This is a genomic window from Paenibacillus macerans (genome assembly GCF_050565405.1).
GTDB classification, from domain to species: Bacteria; Bacillota; Bacilli; order Paenibacillales; family Paenibacillaceae; genus Fontibacillus; species Fontibacillus macerans_B.
This window is the reverse complement of sequence record NZ_JBNYYG010000010.1, coordinates 1-22,772: the sequence shown is the minus strand read 5'-3', so window position 1 is coordinate 22,772 and position 22,772 is coordinate 1. Positions and strand designations below refer to the sequence as shown.

Annotated in this window: 18 protein-coding genes and 1 pseudogene; 6 read left to right on the top strand and 13 right to left on the bottom strand. The window is 54.9% G+C overall.

Annotated elements, in window-relative coordinates:
• Positions 1 to 58: 58 nt before the first annotated feature.
• The 4 genes from ACQ4N8_RS09045 to ACQ4N8_RS09030 all read right to left on the bottom strand — a co-directional run bounded on the left by ACQ4N8_RS09045 (position 59) and on the right by ACQ4N8_RS09030 (position 3,732).
• Complete coding sequence (locus ACQ4N8_RS09045; protein WP_430704019.1) at positions 59 to 1,492, bottom strand: PTS mannitol transporter subunit IICB; 1,434 nt, start codon at positions 1,490 to 1,492, stop codon at positions 59 to 61.
• Between the two features lie 246 nt (positions 1,493 to 1,738).
• A complete protein-coding gene (locus tag ACQ4N8_RS09040) occupies positions 1,739 to 1,948 on the bottom strand; it encodes a hypothetical protein (RefSeq protein WP_430704098.1) in 210 nt (69 codons plus the stop codon).
• Between the two features lie 31 nt (positions 1,949 to 1,979).
• Positions 1,980 to 2,483 (bottom strand): PRC-barrel domain-containing protein, encoded by a 504-nt coding sequence (locus tag ACQ4N8_RS09035; protein ID WP_430704097.1) that lies wholly within the window; start codon positions 2,481 to 2,483, stop codon positions 1,980 to 1,982.
• A gap of 97 nt (positions 2,484 to 2,580) precedes the next feature.
• Entirely contained in the window at positions 2,581 to 3,732 is a 1,152-nt protein-coding gene (locus ACQ4N8_RS09030) for a cysteine desulfurase family protein (protein WP_430704018.1), read from the bottom strand.
• A gap of 220 nt (positions 3,733 to 3,952) precedes the next feature.
• On the opposite strand from ACQ4N8_RS09030, the gene ACQ4N8_RS09025 reads away from it, so the two are divergent.
• Positions 3,953 to 6,301, top strand: coding sequence for a helix-turn-helix domain-containing protein (locus ACQ4N8_RS09025; protein WP_430704017.1), 2,349 nt, complete (start codon positions 3,953 to 3,955; stop codon positions 6,299 to 6,301).
• Between the two features lie 57 nt (positions 6,302 to 6,358).
• Here the strand turns inward: ACQ4N8_RS09025 and ACQ4N8_RS09020 are convergent, their stop codons facing one another.
• The 5 genes from ACQ4N8_RS09020 to ACQ4N8_RS09000 form a co-directional block, all read right to left on the bottom strand.
• Complete coding sequence (locus ACQ4N8_RS09020) at positions 6,359 to 7,375, bottom strand: glycosidase (protein WP_430704016.1); 1,017 nt, start codon at positions 7,373 to 7,375, stop codon at positions 6,359 to 6,361.
• A gap of 7 nt (positions 7,376 to 7,382) precedes the next feature.
• A complete protein-coding gene (locus ACQ4N8_RS09015) occupies positions 7,383 to 10,499 on the bottom strand; it encodes an alpha-mannosidase (RefSeq protein ID WP_430704015.1) in 3,117 nt (1,038 codons plus the stop codon).
• A gap of 104 nt (positions 10,500 to 10,603) precedes the next feature.
• Positions 10,604 to 12,217, bottom strand: coding sequence for an extracellular solute-binding protein (locus tag ACQ4N8_RS09010; RefSeq protein ID WP_430704014.1), 1,614 nt, complete (start codon positions 12,215 to 12,217; stop codon positions 10,604 to 10,606).
• Between the two features lie 111 nt (positions 12,218 to 12,328).
• Entirely contained in the window at positions 12,329 to 13,240 is a 912-nt protein-coding gene (locus tag ACQ4N8_RS09005; protein WP_430704013.1) for a carbohydrate ABC transporter permease, read from the bottom strand.
• A 19-nt stretch (positions 13,241 to 13,259) separates the two neighbouring features.
• Positions 13,260 to 14,219, bottom strand: coding sequence for an ABC transporter permease (locus ACQ4N8_RS09000; protein ID WP_430704012.1), 960 nt, complete (start codon positions 14,217 to 14,219; stop codon positions 13,260 to 13,262).
• A gap of 384 nt (positions 14,220 to 14,603) precedes the next feature.
• Between ACQ4N8_RS09000 and ACQ4N8_RS08995 the strand changes: the two are divergent.
• Both ACQ4N8_RS08995 and ACQ4N8_RS08990 read left to right on the top strand, forming a co-directional pair.
• A pseudogene (locus tag ACQ4N8_RS08995) lies at positions 14,604 to 14,800 on the top strand (hypothetical protein); the annotation flags it as partial.
• Positions 14,801 to 14,869: 69 nt separating this feature from the next.
• On the top strand, positions 14,870 to 16,150 hold the full coding sequence (locus tag ACQ4N8_RS08990) for a glycoside hydrolase family 125 protein (protein WP_430704011.1): 1,281 nt from the start codon (positions 14,870 to 14,872) through the stop codon (positions 16,148 to 16,150).
• Positions 16,151 to 16,317: 167 nt separating this feature from the next.
• On the opposite strand, the gene ACQ4N8_RS08985 is transcribed toward ACQ4N8_RS08990, so the two are convergent.
• From ACQ4N8_RS08985 to cymR, 3 genes are all read right to left on the bottom strand, one after another.
• The gene (locus ACQ4N8_RS08985; protein ID WP_430704010.1) at positions 16,318 to 17,541 is read right to left on the bottom strand and encodes an MFS transporter; all 1,224 of its coding nucleotides are present in this window, start codon (positions 17,539 to 17,541) and stop codon (positions 16,318 to 16,320) included.
• 63 nt (positions 17,542 to 17,604) lie between these two features.
• Positions 17,605 to 18,198, bottom strand: coding sequence for a TetR/AcrR family transcriptional regulator (locus ACQ4N8_RS08980; protein ID WP_430704009.1), 594 nt, complete (start codon positions 18,196 to 18,198; stop codon positions 17,605 to 17,607).
• Positions 18,199 to 18,454: 256 nt separating this feature from the next.
• The gene (cymR, locus tag ACQ4N8_RS08975) at positions 18,455 to 18,874 is read right to left on the bottom strand and encodes a cysteine metabolism transcriptional regulator CymR (RefSeq protein WP_430704008.1); all 420 of its coding nucleotides are present in this window, start codon (positions 18,872 to 18,874) and stop codon (positions 18,455 to 18,457) included.
• A gap of 239 nt (positions 18,875 to 19,113) precedes the next feature.
• Here cymR and mnmA point away from each other — a divergent pair, with 239 nt between their 5' ends.
• Positions 19,114 to 20,247 carry a tRNA 2-thiouridine(34) synthase MnmA gene (mnmA, locus tag ACQ4N8_RS08970; RefSeq protein ID WP_430704007.1) on the top strand — a complete coding sequence of 378 codons (1,134 nt, stop codon included), beginning with the start codon at positions 19,114 to 19,116 and terminating at the stop codon, positions 20,245 to 20,247.
• 80 nt (positions 20,248 to 20,327) lie between these two features.
• On the opposite strand, the gene ACQ4N8_RS08965 is transcribed toward mnmA, so the two are convergent.
• The gene (locus ACQ4N8_RS08965) at positions 20,328 to 21,641 is read right to left on the bottom strand and encodes a replication-associated recombination protein A (RefSeq protein ID WP_430704006.1); all 1,314 of its coding nucleotides are present in this window, start codon (positions 21,639 to 21,641) and stop codon (positions 20,328 to 20,330) included.
• Positions 21,642 to 22,034: 393 nt separating this feature from the next.
• Here ACQ4N8_RS08965 and ACQ4N8_RS08960 point away from each other — a divergent pair, with 393 nt between their 5' ends.
• Together ACQ4N8_RS08960 and ACQ4N8_RS08955 are read left to right on the top strand one after the other, a co-directional pair.
• Positions 22,035 to 22,331 (top strand): CD3324 family protein, encoded by a 297-nt coding sequence (locus tag ACQ4N8_RS08960; RefSeq protein ID WP_430704005.1) that lies wholly within the window; start codon positions 22,035 to 22,037, stop codon positions 22,329 to 22,331.
• 164 nt (positions 22,332 to 22,495) lie between these two features.
• Positions 22,496 to 22,772 (top strand): L,D-transpeptidase (locus ACQ4N8_RS08955; protein ID WP_430704004.1); only part of this gene is annotated, 277 nt, incomplete at its 3' end.

Sequence of the window (22,772 nt, the reverse complement as noted above, 5' to 3'; positions counted from 1 at the left end):
AGACGCAAAACACCGGCGATTCCGCCAGTGTTTTGCCCCCGTATCGGAACTGGCGCACTTACCCTTTCAGCCGTTCGACCAGTTCATCGTATTTGGGACTCTTCAGGAAATTATCGATGGAAATATGCTCTGCATCCGGTTTGTTCGCGATCGCGCGATCCGTAAGCGTTTTTTGCGTGACGACGATATCGGCATCGCTTGGGATTTCGCTGACCGCCGAATTGACAACCGTCACCTTCACGCCGGCATCCTGCATTTTCTTTCTCAGCACCGAAGCGCCCATGGCACTGGAACCCATCCCGGCATCGCAAGCGAACACGATTTTGTTGACCGTTTGCTTTTGTACGCCAGTGTTTGGCGTAGGTACAGACGCTGGCGTGATGCCCGCGGATTTCATTTCTTTCATTTTCGCCGAAGCTTCATCCAGATCGAGCTCTTCTTCGTCTTGTTTGCCCGTTCGGAGCAGCAGCGCCGCTACGAGGAACGAAGCGATCGTCGCCGTGATTACCCCGCTGAACATCGGCAGGAATCCGCCGCGAGGCGTCATGGCGATGTAAGCGAAGATACTGCCTGGCGAAGGCGAACCGACCAGACCTGCACCGGTCAATTGGAACGTAAACGTACCTACCACGCCGCCGGCAATGGCTGCCAGGATCAACCGCGGTTTCATCAGGATATACGGGAAGTAAATCTCATGAATCCCGCCCAGAAAGTGAATGATCACTGCGCCCGGCGCGGACTGTTTCGCCATGCCGCGTCCGACGAGCCAGTAAGCAAGCAGAATGCCAAGTCCAGGGCCCGGGTTGGATTCCAGCATGTACAGCATCGACTTGCCAACCCGCAGTGCTTCCTCGGAAGCGATCGGCGTAATGACGCCGTGGTTGATAGCGTTGTTCAAGAACAATACTTTACCCGGTTCAATGATAAGGTTGACGAGCGGAAGCAGTTTGGCATCCACTAGGAAATCAACGCCCGAGGACAACCCTTTACTGATCGCTTGAACGAACGGACCAACGCCGGAGTAAGCTCCCAGAGCCAATGCCCCGCCGAAAATACCGATCGAGAAGTTGTTGACCAGCATTTCAAAACCGGAACGAATTTTGCCTTCGATCGATTTGTCGAACTGCTTCAGCAGCCATGCCGACAAAGGGCCTACGATCATGGCGCCAAGGAACATCGGAATTTCGCTGCCGACGATAACCCCCATCGTCGTGATGGCGGCGATCACGGCGCCGCGCTTGCCGTGAACCATTTGCCCGCCGGTGTAACCGATCAACAGCGGCAGCAAATATTTGATCATCGGGTCAACCAGCTTGGCGAAGTATTCGCTCGGAATCCAGCCGGTTGGAATAAACAATGCGGTAATTAACCCCCAGGCGATAAACGCGCCGATGTTCGGCATTACCATGCCGCTAAGCGCCCGGCCGAACTGCTGCAACTTCACTCTAGCTCCGCCGGATCCTGACTGCCCCTTCGTTTGTGTTATAGCCATAAAGAGAGACCTCCTTAAAATGTTGTACGGACCATCAACAATCTTGACTTGTATGACTACCGTGTTTCTAACTTCATCCTAATTCAAAGCGCTTTCTTTCTCAATCAAATCAAAACACGGTTTCGTCATGATTATTGTTGACAACATTTGAAGAGCAATTCCTCCAAAAAGAAAAAAGCCGCCCGCTCTATTATGAAAAATAGGGGACAGCTTAAGACATTTCCGCATAGCGGCGTGAATATATTATTACGAGGAAGCGTGCATCTGCGAGAAATCCTGCGCCATTTCCTCGCCGAAGAACAGATCGTCCAGGGAGCTGAGCGTCCCGTCTTCCTCTACTTGGTAGACGGACATTTTGTCGCCGTTCACCGTCAATTCAATAAAACATCCCCAGCAATAGAACTGATGGGAGCCGATTTTACCGATATCCTTGGAACTACAATTTGGACATTTCATCATTCATCAATCACCTATCCGTTAACAAAATTCATGGCCTCTCGAGCAGCTGATCGCTGTTTGGGGGCACCATGATCACATTTTCCCCCCGGGTCATTTCCGGTAAAAAAGGCAGCGTCCTGCGCCCTTCCATCAGATCGGTGAAAAACCCGTCGCTAATTTCAATTCCAGTAATTGTGTTTCCCAATTCGTGCTCAAAATAAACATCCGTGACATGTCCAAGCCGGATTCCGTCCTCCGTCAGGACCGGAAGTTCTTTCAACTTCCCGCTTCCCGTTAAAAAAGTGTTTTGTATATTCTCGGCTTCCCATTTCCGGACAGCCTGTTGATTACGAATCATTACGGCATCTTCGCCATAGGCGACGATATCGTCCCAAAGCACCACCTTGATGCTGGAGTTCCACAAGAACCGGTTCTCCAACTGGATGCCTGCAATCGACCAGTCACTATTCAGCATAACATCGAGAACTTTCCCGACCTGCTTCCCATGCTCCACATCAAAGACAGCCAGGCCGATCATTTCTTGCATTCTCATGTTGAAAGGACACTCCCCGCTGGGTAATTTCATGCTGAAAGCCCGAACGCGCGAACCTCCCTCCGCAAAAGTTTCCCTGACCCCAAAAAGGTGCCCATTATTTTCTTTTACGAAGACGTTCCAGGATGGTTCCAATTATTTTGGCGGTTTCGGAAATTTCTTCCCTAGTATTACCCATTCCAACGCTAAATCGAATCGCGGACCGTAAAAAATTCGCCGGAAGATGCATCGCTTCCAGCACATGCGACGGTTCCAGAGAGCCCGAGGTGCAGGCCGAACCGCTGGAGGCGGCGATCCCTTCCATGTCCAAATTCATCAGCATCGTCTCCGAATCGATCTCCGGAAAGCTTAGATTGACGATATGCGAAAGACGGTTCTCCTTATGACCGTTCAAGTGGAAGGCACCCTGCGTAATCCGCTGTTCCAACCCGGACAGCAGCTCGCCGATCAGCGTCGTTTCATGGGCGATCCGAGACTCCCGCTCCCGGACGGCCAATTCCACCGCCTTGGCGAAACCGGCGATTCCGGCCATATTTTCCGTGCCGGCACGGCGTTTTCTTTCCTGCAGACCGCCGTGCTGGATCGGCTCAAGCAGAAGATCCTTCCGCACATACAATGCGCCGACGCCTTGGGGACCGTTGATTTTATGGGAAGAGAAGCTCATCAGATCCACCGGAAGCTCACGGCAGGAAATCGGCAGCGATCCCAGCGCCTGCACCGCGTCCACATGGAAAACCACGTCCCGCTCCCGGGCAATTTGACCGATTTCCACGATCGGTTGGATCGTCCCGACCTCATTATTGCCGTACATCACGCTGACCAAAATCGTATCCGGACGGATCGCTTCCCGTACCTGCTCCGGATGGACCTGGCCGTAACGGTCTACCGGCAAATAGGTGACCTCATAACCGTCTTTCTCCAGCCGCTCGCAGGAATGCAGCACCGCATGATGCTCGATCGACGTCGTAATGATATGCCGACCCTTCTCCTTGCGGGCCGCGGCCGTGCCGAACAACGCCAAATTGTCGCTTTCCGTGCCGCCGCCGGTAAACACCAGCTCTTCCGGCCGGCAGCCGATCCCTCCGGCAATCGCGTCGCGAGCCCCGTTCACCAGGCGTTTGGCCTCCCGTCCGTAGAAGTGAACGCTGGAGGCGTTGCCGAACCGCCCTTGCATCACCTTCATCATCGTTTCCGCCACGTCCGGATGGATCGGCGTGGAAGCGGCATGATCTAAATATATATGCTTCATTGCTTTAGCCACCTTAACCAAAGGGAATACGCGCCGATGATGACGGGACATATTCCTGACAAATTTTAAGCGAACTTAATTCTATATTATTTTGGCCAAAAAAACTACTCATGACTGAAATGCGACAATTTTCGATCCATTCTTCCTTTACTCGCAATTTTATAGCATAATAAATATAACGTTATAATGATTTATAAACCGTATTGGGGGGAGGCTATTCGTGCGTAACGTGACAAGCCGGTCAAAGATGATTTCCGCCATTCCGTCAAGGTGGGAGCATTTTAAATCCAAACTTCTGCTCAAATACACGTTATCCTATATTTTGATGTTTCTTGTTCCGCTGACGCTGGTCACGGTTCCGGTTTATGAAAGCGCCGTCAAAAATCTGCGGATGGAAATCGAACAAGCCAACGTGAACCAGTTAACCCAGGTCAAAACAACGATCGACGAGCGGATGGCCGAGCTGCTGGAAATCGCCAGCAAAATATCGTACGACGAGCACCTCACGCCCTACATGGTAGGGCATCCTCTTTACAGCGCCGATGCCATCCGCACGTTGGCCACCTACAAGGCGAACAGCAGTATTCTCGAGGATCTTTTTTTGTATTTTCACGATGACGCCATCATTTACTCCCCCACGGGTCTGACCTACGTCAACGTGGTATTCGAACGCATGTACAAGTTTGAAAATTGGACAAGCGCACAGCTGATGCGAGATTTAAACGAATTGAAGCAACCGGTAATGCGGCCCGCAGAGAAAGTTAACGTTTATTCGCGCAGCGATCCCATGCTGACTTTCTTGGTGCCGATCAAGCCGAACGATCAGTACCCGTACGGTACGGTAGTCTATTTAATGAAAGAATCCAAACTGACGGGTGTCATGGATTCCATTCTGAACGATTTTTCGGGCAGCAGCTATATCTTCGACCAGAAGGGTAACGCACTGACCATCAACAATCACGGCTCAAGTCTGCCGGCTGACGATTTAATGGCTTTACCATCGCTTGAACCGGGCATCCATAGCCTTTCTTTGAATAAAGAGCAGTACTCCGTCGTCGTCGTCAAATCACAGACGAACGGGTGGACCTATGTCACGACAATGCCCAGCTACCAGTTTTTCAGCCGCGTTGCCCATATTAAAGAACTCGTATTTCTGATTTTCTGCATTGCCGTTATCACGGGAATCTTGGCGGCCATGCTGCTGGCCAAGCGCCAATATCACCCAATCAAGGACTTGATGGAGTTCGCCAAATTGAAAACCAGTCCGGCGGACAGTCTGAAAACCCGTAACGAGTGGGATTGGATCAAGCAAACGATCCACGATTACAGCGCCAGAATCGATATGCAGCAGCCCTATGTCCGCAATCAATGCCTGCTTCTGCTGCTGAAATACGGCAAACCCAACGATCCGGAAATCGAACGGATGATAGGCGGGGTGGGTCTGATGCTTCCGCAAGGCCAGGGCTTTTATTTTTCCGTTATATTGGCATGGGACGAAACGTCCGAAGGGGAAAAGACCTGGGAAGAACAGCAGCATTTGCAGGAAATGCTCAGCGAATTCGAGTTCACCGAGCTGGGAACCCATGTTTGCGGGCTGGAATTTTCTCCGGCGGAACAGTTTGCGCTGATCGTATCGCTATCCGCGAACAGCCGGGAGGAGGCGCAGCAGCGCATCATAGAGATTATCGAAGCGATCAAGGTACTCGTGATCGACAACTCCCGGATCGTTCCTTATTTCGGGGTCGGGACCTTATACGATGATCCGGCGGATCTGAACCAGTCTTTCGTTGAGGCGTCCGCCGCTTTGGAATACCGCATGATCGGCAGCAACGGACGGGTGACCTACTTCGAACAGATCGCGGAATTAACCGTCCCTTCGGCAGAAACGTTCTGGATTCCCCGCAAGGCGATATTGAAGCTCGAGCACGGGTTAAAACAAGGCAATGAGCTCGTCGCCAGACAGATGATCGCTTCGATCATCGATGAGCTGAAGATGGATTCCCTGTCCGTATCCCTGCTCCGCTGCATTTGTTTCGACCTGTTGAATTCGCTGCTCCGCACCGCTTCCGAATTTGGGATGAACGAAGTGTTCCTGAACATATCGAACCTTGCTTCGTTTGAATCCTTAGAGGAGCTTGAGGCCAGATTGGCCGCCCTCGCTTCCCGGATCTGCCTTCAAGTCGAGCGTAACGCGGAGACCAGGCAGCACTCCCTGATGGACGACATTGTAGCCTACGTCAACCAGCAATTCGCCGATTATACACTCAGCCTGGAGCACGTTGCCCTTAGGTATTCGATTTCCACTTCCTATCTGAGCCGATGCTTCAAAGAAAAGACGGGTTATAATTTTTCGCAATATATTTGGCATTGCCGCAAGGAGGAAGTCATCCGGCTGCTCGTGAACACCAATGCCCCGTTGAAGGAGATCATCGAGCAGGTCGGTTACCTCGATGCGCCGAACTTTATCCGCAAGTTCAAAAAAGAGACCGGGTACACCCCGGGACAATATCGGAAGCTGCATGCCGGCAAGCCTCCCGTGGCTGCGAAGGTCGGCGACAAGGCCGAATAACGCCGAGAAGCGTCCCCTGCCAGGGACGCTTCTCGGTCTATTCAACAAGCATTGGCATTATTCCGCTTGCTCCAGGATGTGATCCACGAGTTCCTCTACCGGCACCGTCGCCAGCGCGATCGCCGTGTCGGTCACCCCGTAGTAGATATAAAGCAATCCGTCCTTCACGACGTTCCCCGTCGGGAAAACCACGTTCGGAATCTGATACCCGAATTTCTCGTAATACGTTTCCGGCTCCATGATGAAGTTTTTCGTGCGGGCGATGACTTTCTCCGGATTTTTCAGATCCAGCAGCATCGCGCCGACCCGGTACACCACTTCGTCATCCACCCCGTGATACAGCACCAGCCAACCGCGATCCGTCCGCACCGGCGGCGTCGACCCGCCGATTTTGCGCGACTCCCACGCCATGTTTTCCGCTTTGGCCAGCAGCTTCGGCTCTTCCCAGTGGACTAGATCGTCCGAATAGGTGATCCACATCGCCGCTTTTTCCGTGCCGTAGGCTTCGCCTATGTATTCTTCCGGTCGGCGCAGCAGTGCGTACTTGCCGTTTATTTTCTCCGGGAACAGGATATTGTCGCGGTCGTTGATCTCAAGCGGCGTCGTGTCGGCCACAAACTCCCAGTCGATCAGGTTCTTGGAGGCGAGGATCGACGAACGCGTCAGCCAGTGCCCTTCCTCTTCGCCCCATCCGTCCGGGTACTGCGGGATCGAGCGTTCCGGCACGCCCCGGCCCGTCGGGTAATAGCTCATCGCGCACGGACGCAGCGCATAATTCAGGTAGAACGTATCGTCGATTTTCACGATCCGCGGGTCCTGCACGCTGCCGTACGGGAAACCCAGCATGTCCGGCGTGACGATCGGCTCGTCCTTCACGTGGGTGAAATGCACGCCGTCCTCGCTTTCCAGCAGCCCCAGGAAGTTCTTGCACGGCGTCAGCGAGCCCGCCGTCCGTTCGATCATGTAGAACTTGTCCCCCTCAATGATGACGGCAGGGTTAAAAACTGTCGCTTTGCGCCATTCGTATTCGCCGGGAACGACGATCGGATTTCCGGGATGTCGGGTAATTTTCATAGGGTTTCTATTCCTCCTGTGCTGCAGCAGCATCTGTAATTTTGATCGTCCTTACTTGATAAGGTCGGAATTGAAGCGTTAGTTGTCCGTCGACCGCTCTCAACAGATCGGTTTCATCCTCCAGCAGATTAACCTCCGTAATGCGTACCGTCTCGGGCAGTTCCTGCAGGACTGCCGTGTCACGGCCGCCGCCGCACTCGTACATGCGGATGATGGTACCGCTGCCGTCCTCGGCTTTCTTGATCGTATCGAGCTGCACATGCTCGCCGGCAAAAGACAGCCAGGCATGCGATGTGCCGCGGATACCCGCGTGGGCATCGGTAGCGATCGCCTGCAGCGCCTCGTTCAGCTCGGCCGCCTCCCGGACGACCCCGCCTTGCCGCCAGTCGCCGGCATGCGAATAGAGCGAATAGGTGAACGTATGCTCACCGCGGTCGGCTTGTTTGTCCGGCCAGGACGGAGCCCGGAGCAGCGTCAGACGCATCACGCCGTCCTGGATATCATAGCCGTATTTGCAGTCATTGAGCAGGCTGACGCCGTAGCCGTTCTCCGACAGATCGGCGAAGCGGTGCCCGCATACCTCGAACTGCGCCTGCTCCCAGCTGGTGTTGCGGTGCGTGGGGCGGGCAAGCGCGCCGAAGGGAATCTCGTAGGTTGCCTGGGTCGCCAGGACGTCCACCGGGAACGCCGCCTTTAGCGCTTTATGGTCCTCATGCCAGTCGGCCTTCGTGATGAAATCCACACGGCCTGTATGCTTGTAGAACACCAGATCCTGCTCGACGGTGGAGCTGCCGATACGCCAGCGGAAACGCAGCCGGTCGAGCGTCTCGCCCTGGTTGACAACCGAACGCTCCAGCAGCTCGGCCTGACCGGCAGGCTGCTGCTCGAACCGGGGATCCAGATCCCAGGCGTCCCATTCTACCGGTACATCATGGAACAGCTGCAGCTCGTTGGCCCGCTGCCCGTCCGGGATCAGCTCGCGGCCTGCCGTCTTGTCCAGCCAGCGGACAATCTCGCCCCGCTTATTGAACCGCAGCAGCCAGTGATCCGTCTCCCACGTGTCCGCAAGCTCGCGCTCCGCCATCGGTGCAGTTCCCTGCCCCTGCGGACGCAGCCAGATGATCCGGCAGCCAAAGGCCGGCACCGATCTCGCCTGGACGGCCCATGTGATCCGCCCTGCCGCCTCGTCTACCGACCAGACATCGCTGTCCAGCCGCCCTTCATCGTCCCAGAACTCCACACCGGCCAGACCGTTGTCACCTTCGATCAGCACCGTGCCGGTCCGTGCCCAGCCCAGGCTGTTGAAGACAGCATAAGGAGTGCCCTCGCCCTCGGTGTGCATCTCGGCGGCCAGCGCCTGCAGCCCTTGCTCGAGCACCTCTTGCCCCAGCCGGAACACCCGGTCGTAATGCTCCCGGGAGGTCACGTATACCTCGGGAATCGCCGTACCCGGGATGATGTCATGGAATTGGTTGAGCAGTATCAGCTCCCAGCCTTCCTGCAGTCCATCCAACGCGGCAACCGGCGCTCCGCCCAGCTCCGCGAAGCGGCTCCAGATCTCCGCCCGCCGGTACAGCTGTTCTGCGCTGCGGTTGCTGCGCTTGTTGTACGCCTGCGTGGTGAGGGTGCCTCTATGGAGCTCCAGGTAGAGATCGCCGTGCCACGTAGGCAGATCTGGATGCCCTTCGTCGATGCCTCTGAAGAACGCGGCAGCCGACGACAGTTGGGACGCCGGCTGGCCCACCATCAGTTCCGCCCGGCCGATATTTTCCAGCATCTCGTGCGTGACGCCTCCCCCGCCGTCGCCGTGGCCGTACAGCAACATCAGCTCATCGTGGCTGTTCTTATTGGCGAACGCCTCCCAGTGGCGATGCACATCCACCGGCTTCGTATGCTCGTTGAGTCCATGATTCTGATAAGCGACAACGGACGTGCCGTCGATGCCGATCCAGTGGAACAGCGTGTGAGGGAACACATTGGTATCGTTCCAGCCCAGCTTGGTGGTCATGAAATGATTGATGCCGGCCTGCTTCAGCAGCTGCGGCAGCGAGGCGCAGTAACCGAACGTATCGGGCAGCCATTCGATGGTCGAACGCTTGCCGAACTCCTGCTCGTAGAAGCGCTGGCCGTACAAAATCTGCCGCACCAGCGATTCGCCGGAAGGAATATTGAGATCGGGCTCAACCCACATGCCCCCGACCAGCTCCCAGCGGCCCTCCGCCACCCGCGCCTTGATCCGCTCGTACAGCTCGGGATAATACGCCTTGACGTAGGCGTACAACTGCGGTTGGCTTTGCGAGTAGGTGAAGCCGGGATAGCGGTCCATCAGCGCGCAGACTGTGGAAAAGGTACGGCCGACCTTGCGCATCGTTTCCTTCAGCGGCCACAGCCAGGCGACATCGATGTGCGATTGGCCGACCATATGCATCACGCCGTTGCGGCGGTCCGGCACCCGCTCTTGCAGGGCAGCCTCCCGCAGGCTTTGCTCCGCCGTGGTCACCCGCTCCCCATCGGCCAGCCGCTCTGGCTGAGGATACAGAGCGTCCATCGTCCGCTCCAGCGCCCGCTCCAGGCGGATGCGGCGCATATCGGCCTCAGGCAGCAGCGCCGCCGACTCCTGCACCATTCTCACGGTATGCAGCAGGCTGTAGACCGGACGGTTGATCCGCACGAGCGCGAACTCCGCGCTCTGCATCGCCGGGCGAACCGGTGCCTGGTTGTTGAGCGGATCCACTGGTTCGGGGAACGGGTCGAACAACTCGATATCCAGCTCCAGCTTGCCCTTCTTGGCCTGGGGCAGCTGGATAAACCAGTGGTTCCGGTCCAGTCCGTGATACGGCGAGCCGTCGACGCAGAGGAGCCCTTCGCCGGTGCCGTAGTACAACAGCGCCGTGTCTTCATGCGGCCATTCGGCGGGAAGGTCCAGCGACTTGCTGAGGAAGTAGGTTGTGCCCGCCCCTCCGGTAAGCCGCTCGAGCGAACGCTCCTGCTCTTCCCCAGCCGTATCTTCATAGCTCCCCTGTGCAGCGTAGCAGGTCTCGCGGACAGTCCACTGCTCGATCGGCTGCTTATCCGCCCACTGACCGCGCTCTAGAAATTGGATAAATCGCGTCAAACGCTTCAATGCGGTTGCCTCCTTTTGTACGAAGCCTTATCAAACCCGTCGGGGAAAGAAAACTCTCCGGGCGCGGATGCCCTCGGAGAGTTTTCGGACGATAAGCCTGTCGTTTAGCTGTTCTTCCAACGGTCGTAAGCCGCTTGGTGAATCTCGGCCATGCGATCGCCGCCCATTTTTTTAACGGTGTTCACGTAGTTGTCCCAATTGGTCAGCGGCTCGGTGCCGGTGACGAACTTGGCTTCCATCTGACGCACATACGTATTGAGGTCGGAGGTCATCATGTTCACTTCAGACTGCTCTTCCGGCGTCAGGAACAGCACCGGGAACGGGATACGAGCGCCGCGGTCGAGCAGCTTGGTTTTGGTCTCGTTGGCGATCCAGTCGTCTACTTCGCTCAGCAGGCCATTTGCGACCTCAGGCAGGTTGATCGTCGGCGCCGGAATGCCGTAGTTCGGCGTGATTCTGGAGCGGTATTCCTCGCGGTCGCCGCCGTCCGGTACAGGCAGATATTCTTTTACATAGTTCTCTTTATCCGTGTATTGCCACAGGACGCCCTCAGGCCCCTTGTTGAACATGGTTGCGCCTTCAATGGAATACGCATAATCTACCCACCGCATGGAAGCTTCAGGCGACGGATTCGTATTGGAGATGGCAAAAGCGCCGGTGTTGATGCCTTTGTTCTTCGCGATGGCCGGCTTGTCCACCATTTCGCTCGTTACAGGGCTGAACATGGGGTCATCGGAGTTCGGCTCCTCCCCCATCATCTGGAATGCGGTCCATGCCGAGAACAGGCCGAGCTGATTGTTGCGCGCTTTGGCTTCGCGCTGTTCGGCTGTCTGCGAGAAGCTCTCGTGATCCAGCAGCTCTTCGTTCCACAGACGGTTCAGGTATGTCAGATATTCCTTGTACCCTTCTTCGATCGGAGTATAATGAACAACTTCATTGTCATCGACATAGATTTCTTCCTCATAGATACCGAAGGCGCCGAGCAGCCAGGTGCGAATATCGCGCAGGCTGTTGCCCGGAGTTGCGGAGGACAGCGGGATTTCGTCCGCTTGGCCGTTGCCGTTCGGATCTTCTTCCTTGACGCGCTTCAAATACGTATACAGCTCTTCCGTTGTCTCAGGTAACTTGTCCATGCCGAGCGCTTCCAAAAAATCGCCGTTATACCACAACGGATTCCGGTACCAGGGCTGATTGAACTCGATGACCGGCAGCGAGTAAATATGTCCGTCCGGGGCGGTGATCGATTTACGGACGTCCGGATATTCCTCAAGCACCTTCTTGAAGTTCGGCGCGTATTCGTCGATCAGGCCTTCCAGCGGAATCAGGATGCCTTGCTCGCCGTAGTTCATTTGCTCGGCCGGAGTAAGTCCCGCCGCATAAAATACGTCCGGGTATTCGCCGCTGGCGAACACGAGGTTCTTCTTCGTATCGAAGCTGTCTTTCGGTGCGTTGTTATACACGAAATGAATGTTCGTCAGCTTCTCCATATTCTGCAAAACGGCCATGTCCTTCCAGTTTTGCAGGCCTACGTCGGGCGCCATCATCGTTAATGTGATCGGCTCCTGAACGATCGGGAACCCGTCTTTGCTCACTTCGGCGGCCGCATTCCCGCCGGCCCCCTCCTCTTTCGCGTTGCCGGAGCCACCGCAACCGGACAGCAACGTGATGACCATGGCGGCGAGTAGCAGCAGGATCCAGCTTTTTCTACTTTTCTGCATTCGTAATCCTCCCTTTTGACCTATGATGGAATTATATAATAATCGGAAACGGAGTCCCCGTTATTACCGGTGCGTCCGCGGATGCCCCGCGTTGTTTCCAACCCGCCGGGCTTAGCCTTTGACCGATCCGATCATGACCCCTTGCACAAAATATCGTTGCAGGAATGGATACACGGCGATCACCGGCAGCGTGGAGACGATGATCACGGCATACTTGACCAGTGCGGCGATTTCCGCCTTATTGGCCATCGCTTGAGCGATATCGCCGCTGATCGCGGCTCCCGTCGTCTCCGCGGACATTTCCTGAAGCACCAGGATTTGACGCAATACCATTTGCAGCGGATATTTCGTGTCATCGTTCAAATAGATCAAGGCCGGGAAGTAGCTGTTCCAGTGGCCGACCCCGTAAAACAGCGCCATAACGGCCACGATCGGGGCGGACAAGGGAAGCACAATCCGCAGGAACAGCCGGATGTTCGTGCATCCGTCCACGTGAGCGGCTTCCTGCAGTTCCTTCGGAATGGTCGATTGGAAAAACGTCCTGGCGACGATGATGTTCCATACCGAGGCCGAGACCGGCAAAATCAGCGCACCGACCGTATTAACCATTCCGAGATTTTTGACCATCAAGTAAGTGGGCACGAGGCCACCGCTGAAAAACATCGTGACCAGGAACATACCCATGAAAAAGTGGCGTCCCACGAAATCGGAACGGCTGAGCGCATAGGCCGCCGGCAAAGTCACCGCCAGATTCAACAACGTGCCGATCAAGGTGTAAAAAATCGTGTTGCGGTAACCAAGCCAAATTTTTGGATTTTCGAATACGAGCTTGTACCCGTCAAAGGTTAACCCTTTGGGAAACAGCCACATTTCCCCCGAACTGACATACTTGGGACTGCTGACGGAAGCGCTGACGATATAAATCAACGGGTACAGCACCACGATCAGAGCGATAAGCAGATACAAGTAATTCAAGACCAGAAACAGCTTATCCGATTTGGATTCTTTGATTGTCGCGACCATTTGATCATCCCCCTTCCTTCTACCATAGGCTTGTCTCGCTCGTCCGTTTGGCGATTTTGTTCACGGTGATGAGCAGGATCGCGTTAACGATGGAGTTGAACACGCCGACGGCGGTAGAGAAGCTGTACTGCGCACTGACCAGGCCGGAGCGGTACACGAACGTGGAAATGACGTCCGAAGAATCCATGTTGAGCGGATTTTGCAGGAGCAGCACCTTTTCGTATCCGACCCCCAAAATATTGCCCATGTTCAGAATAAGCAGGATCGTGATAGTCGGAACGATCGTCGGCAGGTTGATATGCAGCACGCGTTTGAATCGGCTGGCACCGTCGACGATCGCCGCTTCGTGCAGCTGCGGGTCCACGCCCGCCAAAGCCGCAAGATATATAATGGTCCCCCAGCCCGTGCTCTGCCACACCCCGGACAACACATAGATGGTCTTGAACCAGCGAGGGTCGGTTAGAAACACGGGAGCCTCCATGCCAAACGCCTCGATCATGCGCACGATCATCCCGGACGAAGGCGACAGGAACGTAATGATCATCCCCGCCATGACAACCATGGAAATAAAATGAGGCGCATAGGTGACGGTTTGTACGGTCTTCTTGAATGCCCCGTTTCGGATTTCGTTAAAGGCGAGCGCCAGGAGAATCGGGAGCGGAAAACCGATCGCCAGTTCGTAGAAACTCAAGCTGAGCGTGTTCCACAGCAGATCCCAAAAATAATAAGAATTGAAGAATCGCACGAAATGATCGAAACCTACCCACGGACTGCCCGTGATGCCCTTAACCGGCGTAAAATTTTTGAACGCGATTTGAATTCCGTACATCGGGCCGTAGTGAAAAATAAGGAAGTACAAAAAGGCTGGGGCTATGAACAAGTACAGCTCCCAGTTTTTCAGCATTCTACGGCCGAGGGAGGATTCGCCCGACGCAGGCCTTGCGGCGACGGATACTTTCAGGCCGTTTTTTTTCTTCATATCGTTTTCTCTCCTTTCTCTGTTATCCAGTCCGTTAACATCCACGCCTTGCTAACGCTTACAATCAAAATTGTAGGGAATCGCATCTGACACCGTAAATATGTCGATTGTGAATTGTCATATTTTAAAAGTCGCTATGCCGCGGTGCTGCAGCATTTCCCCGATTTTACACTCCGTTGACATTGGTGCTCTCGAGCCTGGCGATATGTCAATCATGCAGGCTTGAAGGCAACTGCAAATCATACATATTGTGATTTCCGGACAGATGTGTGAACCTGCTTACGAGTGTGCCTTGGATTTGGATTGGATCAGGAGGGACCAAAGATGACACGTAAAACCGCACAACTGATCTCCCATTCGCCTTGGGATCGGGAATGCAACATCGAGTTGGCTCCGGAGTGGACCAATCCGAGCAGCGCCCAGCACCAGCAAGCCTTCGTCAGCGTTCAGACGGGCAGGCCGGGCTGATGATCGCCAAAGGATTAAACGAATACGAGGTGCTGCGGGACGGCATGAATACGATCGCGGTCACGCTGCTTCATTCCGTGGGCAAACCGGGAGATTGGGGCATCTTTCCGACGCACCGAAGCCGAAATCGTAACCGTTGCCATTTCCGCATCATTATTAACTGAACCAGGGAGGAACCAATTATGAAATTACCCGCATCCATCGAACGATTTCTGGACGAAGCGGACGCGCGTCTCGCCCATCGTCCAAAGCTGAAGGAATTGTTTCGCAACTGTTTTCCGAACACGCTGGAAACGACCACCAAATTGCTGGAAGACGGCACGACCTTCGTGTTCACCGGCGACATCCCGGCCATGTGGCTGCGCGATTCCACCGAACAGGTCCGCCAATACATCCCTTTCGCCAAGGAAGATAAGGATTTGCAGCGCATCATCGGCGGCCTGATCGCCCGGCAAATGTTCTATATCAACATCGATCCCTACACCAACGCGTTCAATGAAACGGCCAGCGGCAAGCACTACCGGGCTACCGACGAATGCGACTTGAACCCTTGGATGTGGGAGCGGAAATACGAGCTCGATTCCTTGTGTTTTCCCGTCCAGCTTGCCTTTTCGTATTGGCGGGAAACCGGCATCGATTCGATCTTCGACGACGCCTGCTACCGGGCGCTGAGCTCCATCGTTCAGCTGCTGAAAACGGAACAGCGGCACATGGAACAATCCCTGTACCGTTTTGTCCGCCAAACCGTTCAAGAAACGGAAACGCTGCAGAACGACGGACGCGGTTTGCCTGTCAACTATACGGGGATGACCTGGTCGGGCTTCCGGCCAAGCGACGACGCCTGCCTGTTCGGCTATAACATTCCGTCCAACATGTTTGCCGTGGTTATTTTGGGGCATATCCGCGACATCGCGCTGGAGGTTTACCGGGACGAGCGGCTGGCCGACAGGGCGGAAAAGCTGCGCAAAGAGATCGACTATGGCATCCGCGCCTACGGAATCGTCAATCACCCGGTTTACGGCCAAATCTATGCTTACGAAACCGACGGGTTCGGCAACTATTGCCTGATGGACGACGCCGGAACGCCCGGATTGCTGTCGATTCCTTACATCGGCTACGTTTCGGCGGAGGATCCGATTTACCAAAATACCCGGCGTTTTGCCCTTAACTTCGACAACCCGTTTTATTTCGAAGGCAAGTTCGCCAAAGGCATCGGCAGTCCGCATACGCCGGGCGGATACGTTTGGCATATGGCGCTGTCGATGCAGGCGCTGACGGCAACGGACGATGCGGAAGTCCAAGCGTTGATCGACACCCTGCTCGCAACGGACGCGGACACAGGGTATATGCACGAAGGGTTCCATCCCGATAACCCGGCCGATTTTTCCCGGGAATGGTTTGCCTGGTCCAACAGCCTGTTTGCTACATTGATTTGTAAAGCGATGGACAAAGGGCTCGTTTAGTCGGACGCATTCCTACACCCCAAACCCAGTCATATCCGCAAGGGTTTGGCGGCGTTAATGAAAAAAAAGCCTGCCGTAAAGCAGACTTCATGCAAACAAACGAACCGGACAGTGCAACGTAACAATTTGACCGGGAGGCTGCTGTCGGCAGCCTCCTTATTCCTTGTCTAATGACGAAAATCCGACTGCCGCGTGGGGCCCCCGGCTCGCTCCGAACCGGATCTTAATGCCAGAACAAAACAGATAATCAGGACGATCGCAGCGGAGACATACGGATAACGGATATCGATATCGAACAGAAAGCCGGCGACGAGCGGGCCTGCAACGTTGCCCAGGCTGGTATAAGCCGAGTTGAGACCGGCGACGTACCCTTGCTGATCCCCGGCCATTTTGGATAATTGCGTGCCGACCGCCGGCCGCAAAATATCGATGGATAAAAACACCAGGAACGTCACCAGGAAAATCAGCCAATATCGGTGAACGAACAAGGTCAACAAGATGCACAGTCCGGCCGTGATCAAACTGACGGAGATCACCCGCTTCTCCCCGAACCGGTTCAGGATCGAGCCGAAGACCGTCGCCTGCACGACGGCGCCGGATATGGAGCCGAATGTGATGATCAAGGCGATATCCCGCGGCGTGAAGCCGAATTTATGATCGACGAACAGGCCGAACACCGTTTCATAATTGGCCAGACCAAACGACAGCACAAAGACGATGATCAGGCTGATGAAATAAGGCTGACGGTACGAACGAATCAGTTGGACGATCAGGTTCTCCCGCTTCGGTTTCGGCAAATTTTCCATTTCTTGCAGCTGGCCTCCGATGTTTCGCGATTCCGGCAGCAAAATGCTGGTGACCACAGCCGCGATAAGCCCGGCGGTTGCTGCGGCATAAAAGGGTACGCGTATTCCGAATTCTGCGATAAAACCGCCGATGCCCGGGCCAATAATAAAACCGGTCGTTATGGCCGCGTTGATGAGCCCCATCCCCTTAGCTCTTTCTTCGCCTGAAGTGACGTCCGCCGCATAGGCCATAACCGCCGGCATGATGAGCGCGGCGCCGATTCCTCCCAGCATTCGCGCCGCAAACAACAGCACCGGAGAACTTACGGCCCCGAAGAGCCACTCCGACAAGGCAAAGACGATCATCCCGGCGATGATGATTTTTTTTCGGCCAAGCGAATCCGATAAACGGCCGGCAAGCGGCGAGAACATCAACTGCGTCAGCGAAAACGCGGCGACCAGCATGCCGACCATGCTGCCGCCGATGTTAAGCTCCGTCATATAGGTCGGCATGATCGGAACGACGAGCCCGATTCCCGTAAATACCAGGAAGATGTTGATCATGAGCAGCAGGAAGGCCCCGTGGTTTCGAATCAGCAAAGACATAATGGTTCCTCCAATAATAATTATATATACTGAACGTTCGGTCTGTATTAAAGCGTGAAGAAACTATCTTGGGGTAATACCGTGCAAAAACACGAAAATCGCCGCTTTATACAAACGCCGCACCTCTTCGAATTTCACGAGACGCGTCATTTGGCTCACTCCTCCCAGAAGGCTTTCCAGGACAACGGAGAGCATATCGGCGTCACCGTTCGAGAATTCCCCCGCAGCGATGCCTTCCTCCAATAATCGTTTATTGAAAGCGAAATGACTTGCGAAAATGTCGGCCATTTTGGCCCTTACATCTTCGGCCAGGTCCTCGCTGTTGATAAATTCGTCCATCGCTTTGGACATGGGATGATCCAACTCGTCAAGCGCCATTTGGTCAGCCATCCCGTACAGCTTATCGGTTGCCGTAGGGTATAAATGCTCCTTCTCCCTCCAGCGCTCTTCCCATTCCGCGTCCCATTCTTCGATCAGATGCAGGAACAAGCCTTCCTTGCTCTTAAAATGGTAGTAAATGTTCCCTTTGCTGCTTCCGGTTGCCTTCACGATATCCTCAATGGAAGTCGCCTTATACCCTTTTTTAAAAATCAGGTCCTTGGCCGCGCCGGCAATTCGTTTTTTCGTTTCCAAACTTTGCTGTAGCTTTTTGTTCATCGGAAACACCCCATTCTATACTGAACGTTCGTTTTGTATTCTAACAAAAGACGATTCAAAGGTCAAACCGACGGATGAAGCCCCGCGTTCTCGCGGTCCATCAACATGTTTAGATTTAAATAAGGGCACTTTATACCCCTATTTGGCTCTTTATGCCGTTGTTTGGGGAAATAAGGGCACTTTTTCCCTCTATTGGGTCGCCCCTCCCCCAAATGCGGCCTTGAGCTAAATAAGAGCATTTTTTGCCCTGATTGGATTAGATGTAAAACATGTAGTTTTCCTTCATGCCGTATTCTTCATAATTAATCAAATTTTCCAGCGTGGTCGAATCCAGCACCTCGGCGATGCTGTCGCGGATGCGCAGCCATAAATCGCGTTTCGCCGGATCGTCCTCCTCCGTGAAATCCACCGGAGAAATCGGCCCTTCCAGAACGCGGATGATGTCGCCCGCCGTAATTTCGCCGGCTTCCCGGGACAATATATACCCGCCGTACGCCCCGCGCACGCTTTTGACCAAACCGGCGTTGCGCAGCGGCGCGATCAATTGCTCCAGATAATGCTCGGACAATTGGTTTTTTTCGGCGATGCTTTTTAAGGAAGTTGGTCCTTCGCCGAATTTCGCGGCCAGCTCCATCATAATCGTCAATCCATAGCGTCCTTTTGTAGAAATCTTCAAAGAAGCCACCTCTTTCAATTTTCAAGTAAACTTTATATAATTGAACCTTGATCAATTAAAGACAGCATCGGCCGGAAAACCGCCGAAAACCGCGGAGAATTCGCCCATTCCCGGGAAAACCTCCCTATTCCTATCTTTAACCTGTGCTTATCGTAACATATCCTACGTCTTTTGGAAAATAAAGCGGGCAATATGGTAAAATATAAGGCAGGGCGAATGCCGCTCAAAGGAGTGATCATATGGCAAAACCAATTAACGAAACCCGCGTCGTCGTCGGCATGTCCGGAGGCGTCGATTCATCGGTGACCGCATTGCTGCTGAAACAGCAGGGATACGACGTCATCGGCATATTCATGAAAAACTGGGACGATACCGACGAGTTCGGCTATTGCACCGCCGAAGCGGATGCCGAAGATGTGCGCCGCGTCTGCGAGCAGATCGATATTCCCTACTATACCGTCAACTTCGAGAAGCAATATTACGATAAAGTATTTGCCTATTTCCTCGAAGAATATAAGCGGGGCCGCACGCCGAATCCCGACGTAATGTGCAACCGGGAGATCAAATTCGGCGAATTCCTGAACAAGGCGCTCGACCTCGGCGCGGATTACGTCGCGACCGGACACTATGCAAGAGTCGTGGAGGAAGGCGGCGCGTACAAGCTGCTGCGGGGCGAAGACAACAATAAGGATCAAACTTATTTTCTTAACGCCTTGAACCAGGAGCAGCTGTCCAAAGCCATGTTCCCGATCGGCCACCTGCCGAAGCCGGAAGTGCGCCGGATCGCGGAGGAAGCCGGATTGTATACGGCGAAGAAAAAAGACAGCACCGGCGTCTGCTTCATCGGGGAACGCAATTTCAAGGAGTTCCTGAGCAACTATCTGCCGGCCAAATCCGGCGACATGGTCGATATCGTAACCGGCGAAGTCAAAGGCCGCCACGATGGCCTGATGTACTATACGCTGGGCCAGCGGCAAGGGCTTGGCATCGGCGGATCCGGCACGGGCGAGCCTTGGTTCGTCGCCGAGAAGGATCTGGAGCGCAACATTTTGTACGTCGTGCAGGGTGACAAGCATCCGAGCCTGTACTCGACGTCGCTCATCGCCTCCGGTGTCAACTGGATCGCCGGGGCCGACAAACTGCCGGAAGGTCCGTTCCGTTGCACGGCGAAGTTCCGCTACAGACAGCCCGACCAAGGTGTCACGTTGACGGCGCAGCCCGACGGTACCGTTCGCGTACAGTTCGATCAACCGCAAAAAGCGATCACGCCGGGCCAAGCCGTCGTGTTCTACCAAGGCGATGAATGCCTGGGCGGCGGCACGATCGAAGCTCCGGCGAAGCTGCCGGCGGAAGCGGCGACCGCAACAAATTAAACAAGCAAGCAAAAAAGGCCCGGTTTCGGGCCTTTTTTGCTTGCCAAAGATAATGAATCGCAGCGAAGGAATCGCCAATCCTACCGGTTCCCTTTGCGCCGCAGCTCTTGGTTATGCTTGATCTTCGCTTCGCTTCCTTGCTCCGTCGCATGGTAAAACGTCCGGCCAGCGAGATTCGGCGGCAGATATTCCTGCCGCACGTAATGCGCGGGGTAATCGTGCGGATACTTGTAGCCCTCGTGCCCAAGCTTAACCGCGCCTTTGTAGTGGGTATCCCTGAGATGCAGCGGCACTTCGGCCGATTTGAATTCCTCCATCGCCGCCATCGCATTGCCGATCGCCGTAACGACCGCATTGGATTTGGGGCTTTCGACCGCAAACAGGATCGCCTGGACCACGTTCAGCTTGGCTTCGGGCCATCCGTTATTGCGGTAAGCCTGCAGGGCGCTGACCGCCTGCACCAACGCCTGCGGATTCGCCAGCCCGATGTCCTCGCTGCTGGCCGCGATCAGCCGGCGTATAAAGGTCATCGGGTCCATTCCCAGCTTCTCCACCGCGTAGAGGAACCAGAACACGGCGGCGTCGCTGGAGCCGCGAATGCTCTTATGGAACGCGGACAGGACGTCGTATTGGGTCGATTCGTCCGCTTTAACCAGAGGCCGCCGGATCGACTCTTCGGCTACCTCGAGCGTCACGTGCACCGTGCCGTCCGGCTGCGGCGGCGTGGTCAGCGCGGCCAGTTCCAGCGCGTTCAACGCGCGGCGAATGTCGCCGTTGGCCATCGTGGCGATATGCAGCAACGCCTCCTCGTCGACCGTAAGCCGCATGAACCCCAGTCCCTTCTCGTTGTCCGACAGCGCCCGGCGCATCGCGATCAGCGAATGCTCCTTCGTCAGCGGTTCGAGCTGGAACAGCGTGGACCGGCTCATCAAAGCGCCGTTGACGTAATGGAACGGATTTTCCGTCGTCGCGCCGATAAAGATGATCGTCCCTTTTTCCACCGCCGGCAGCAGCGCATCTTGTCTGGAGCTGTTAAACCGGTGGACCTCGTCGAGGAACAGGATCGTTTTCGTCCCGTAAAAAGCCTTGTCGTTTTGCGCCTTTTCGATCACTTCCCGGACGTCCTTCACCGAAGCGTCCACCGCGTTCAGCCGAACGAATTCCGCCTGGGTATGGTTCGAGATGATGTGGGCCAGCGTCGTTTTGCCGCAGCCGGGAGGGCCGTACAGCAAAATCGAGGACACCTGGTCGGCTTCGATCGCCCGCCGCAACAGCTTCCCCGGCCCCACGATATGCTCCTGCCCGATATAGTCATCCAGCGAGGTCGGCCGCATCCGATCGGCCAGCAGCCGCCCCGCAGGTCCTTGATCCTGATTGTAGGAAAACAAATCCATCCGAGTCACTTCCTTGATCGATACATGATTGATATCTCAATAATAACCACATTTATTCTAGCACATCTAACGTAAAAAACACTTATAGTCATTCTTTCGCTTTTCCGGACGCCGCAAATATGAGTTAATATAGTTGTCGGGCCGACGAATCACGGGAAAGGGGGCTGATCGAAGTGATTTCAGTGAGTGAGGTGGCTTTCGCGTAACGCGAAGCCGCAATAAAACGGGGGGCTGGGAACAGCCCCCCTTGTTTCCGTTTGCTTAAGCCTGTGTTAAGATAGATCCAAGTGAAATTTGAATTATATTCCAAGCCGAAAGGGGGATTTACGGCCATGTTGACTTATATCGTAACTGCAATGGAACACGGACCACGAAATAAGGAGGTACATGATCGTGAACTACAAAAATGGGAAGGATGTTCTTCCCCCTAGGCTGCTGCAGGAGCTCCAGAATTACATTCAAGGCGAGCTGCTGTACATTCCCAAACCGGAACGGTCGAGGGCGCTGTGGGGAGAACTGAGCGGATCCCGCAATTCCATCGCCAACCGGAACGAGGAAATTTTCCGCCTCTACCGCACCGGAAGTTCCGTTCGGGATTTAGCCGAGAGTTACCATTTATCCGACGAAAGCATCCGCAAAATATTGACCAAGATGCGCTCTCTAAGGCAACCGGCTGCCGTTACCGAGTAATGGCCGGGCAGCCCCGGGGGCAACAGGGACAGCGGATGATCACGGTAAAGATGAGCATAAATAAAATCGAAGCCAAGACCGGCGGTCTTGGCTATATTCATATTTAATCAGGTATAATGAAACCATATATTATCCGCAGCTTATCCGAAACAGAGGTGACTCCCTTGACGCAGCAAAATGACATCCATCCTTCCCCGGCGAACGCCGTGAAAATATGCGCCTACTGCGGCGAAGCGAAGCCGCTCGGCGAGTTCCTGCGCCGCACCGGCAAGCGCTCCGGCAAAGGCGAGCGACGCGGGGCCTGCCGCGCTTGCCGCACGCAGCGCAAGCGGCAAGCGGCGGCGACGCGGGCCGAGCCGGATTCGATCGGGCAGCACCTGAGCCACGGCTGCATTCGGATGCGCAACCGCGACGTGGTCGAGCTATTCGAGCTGATTCCGA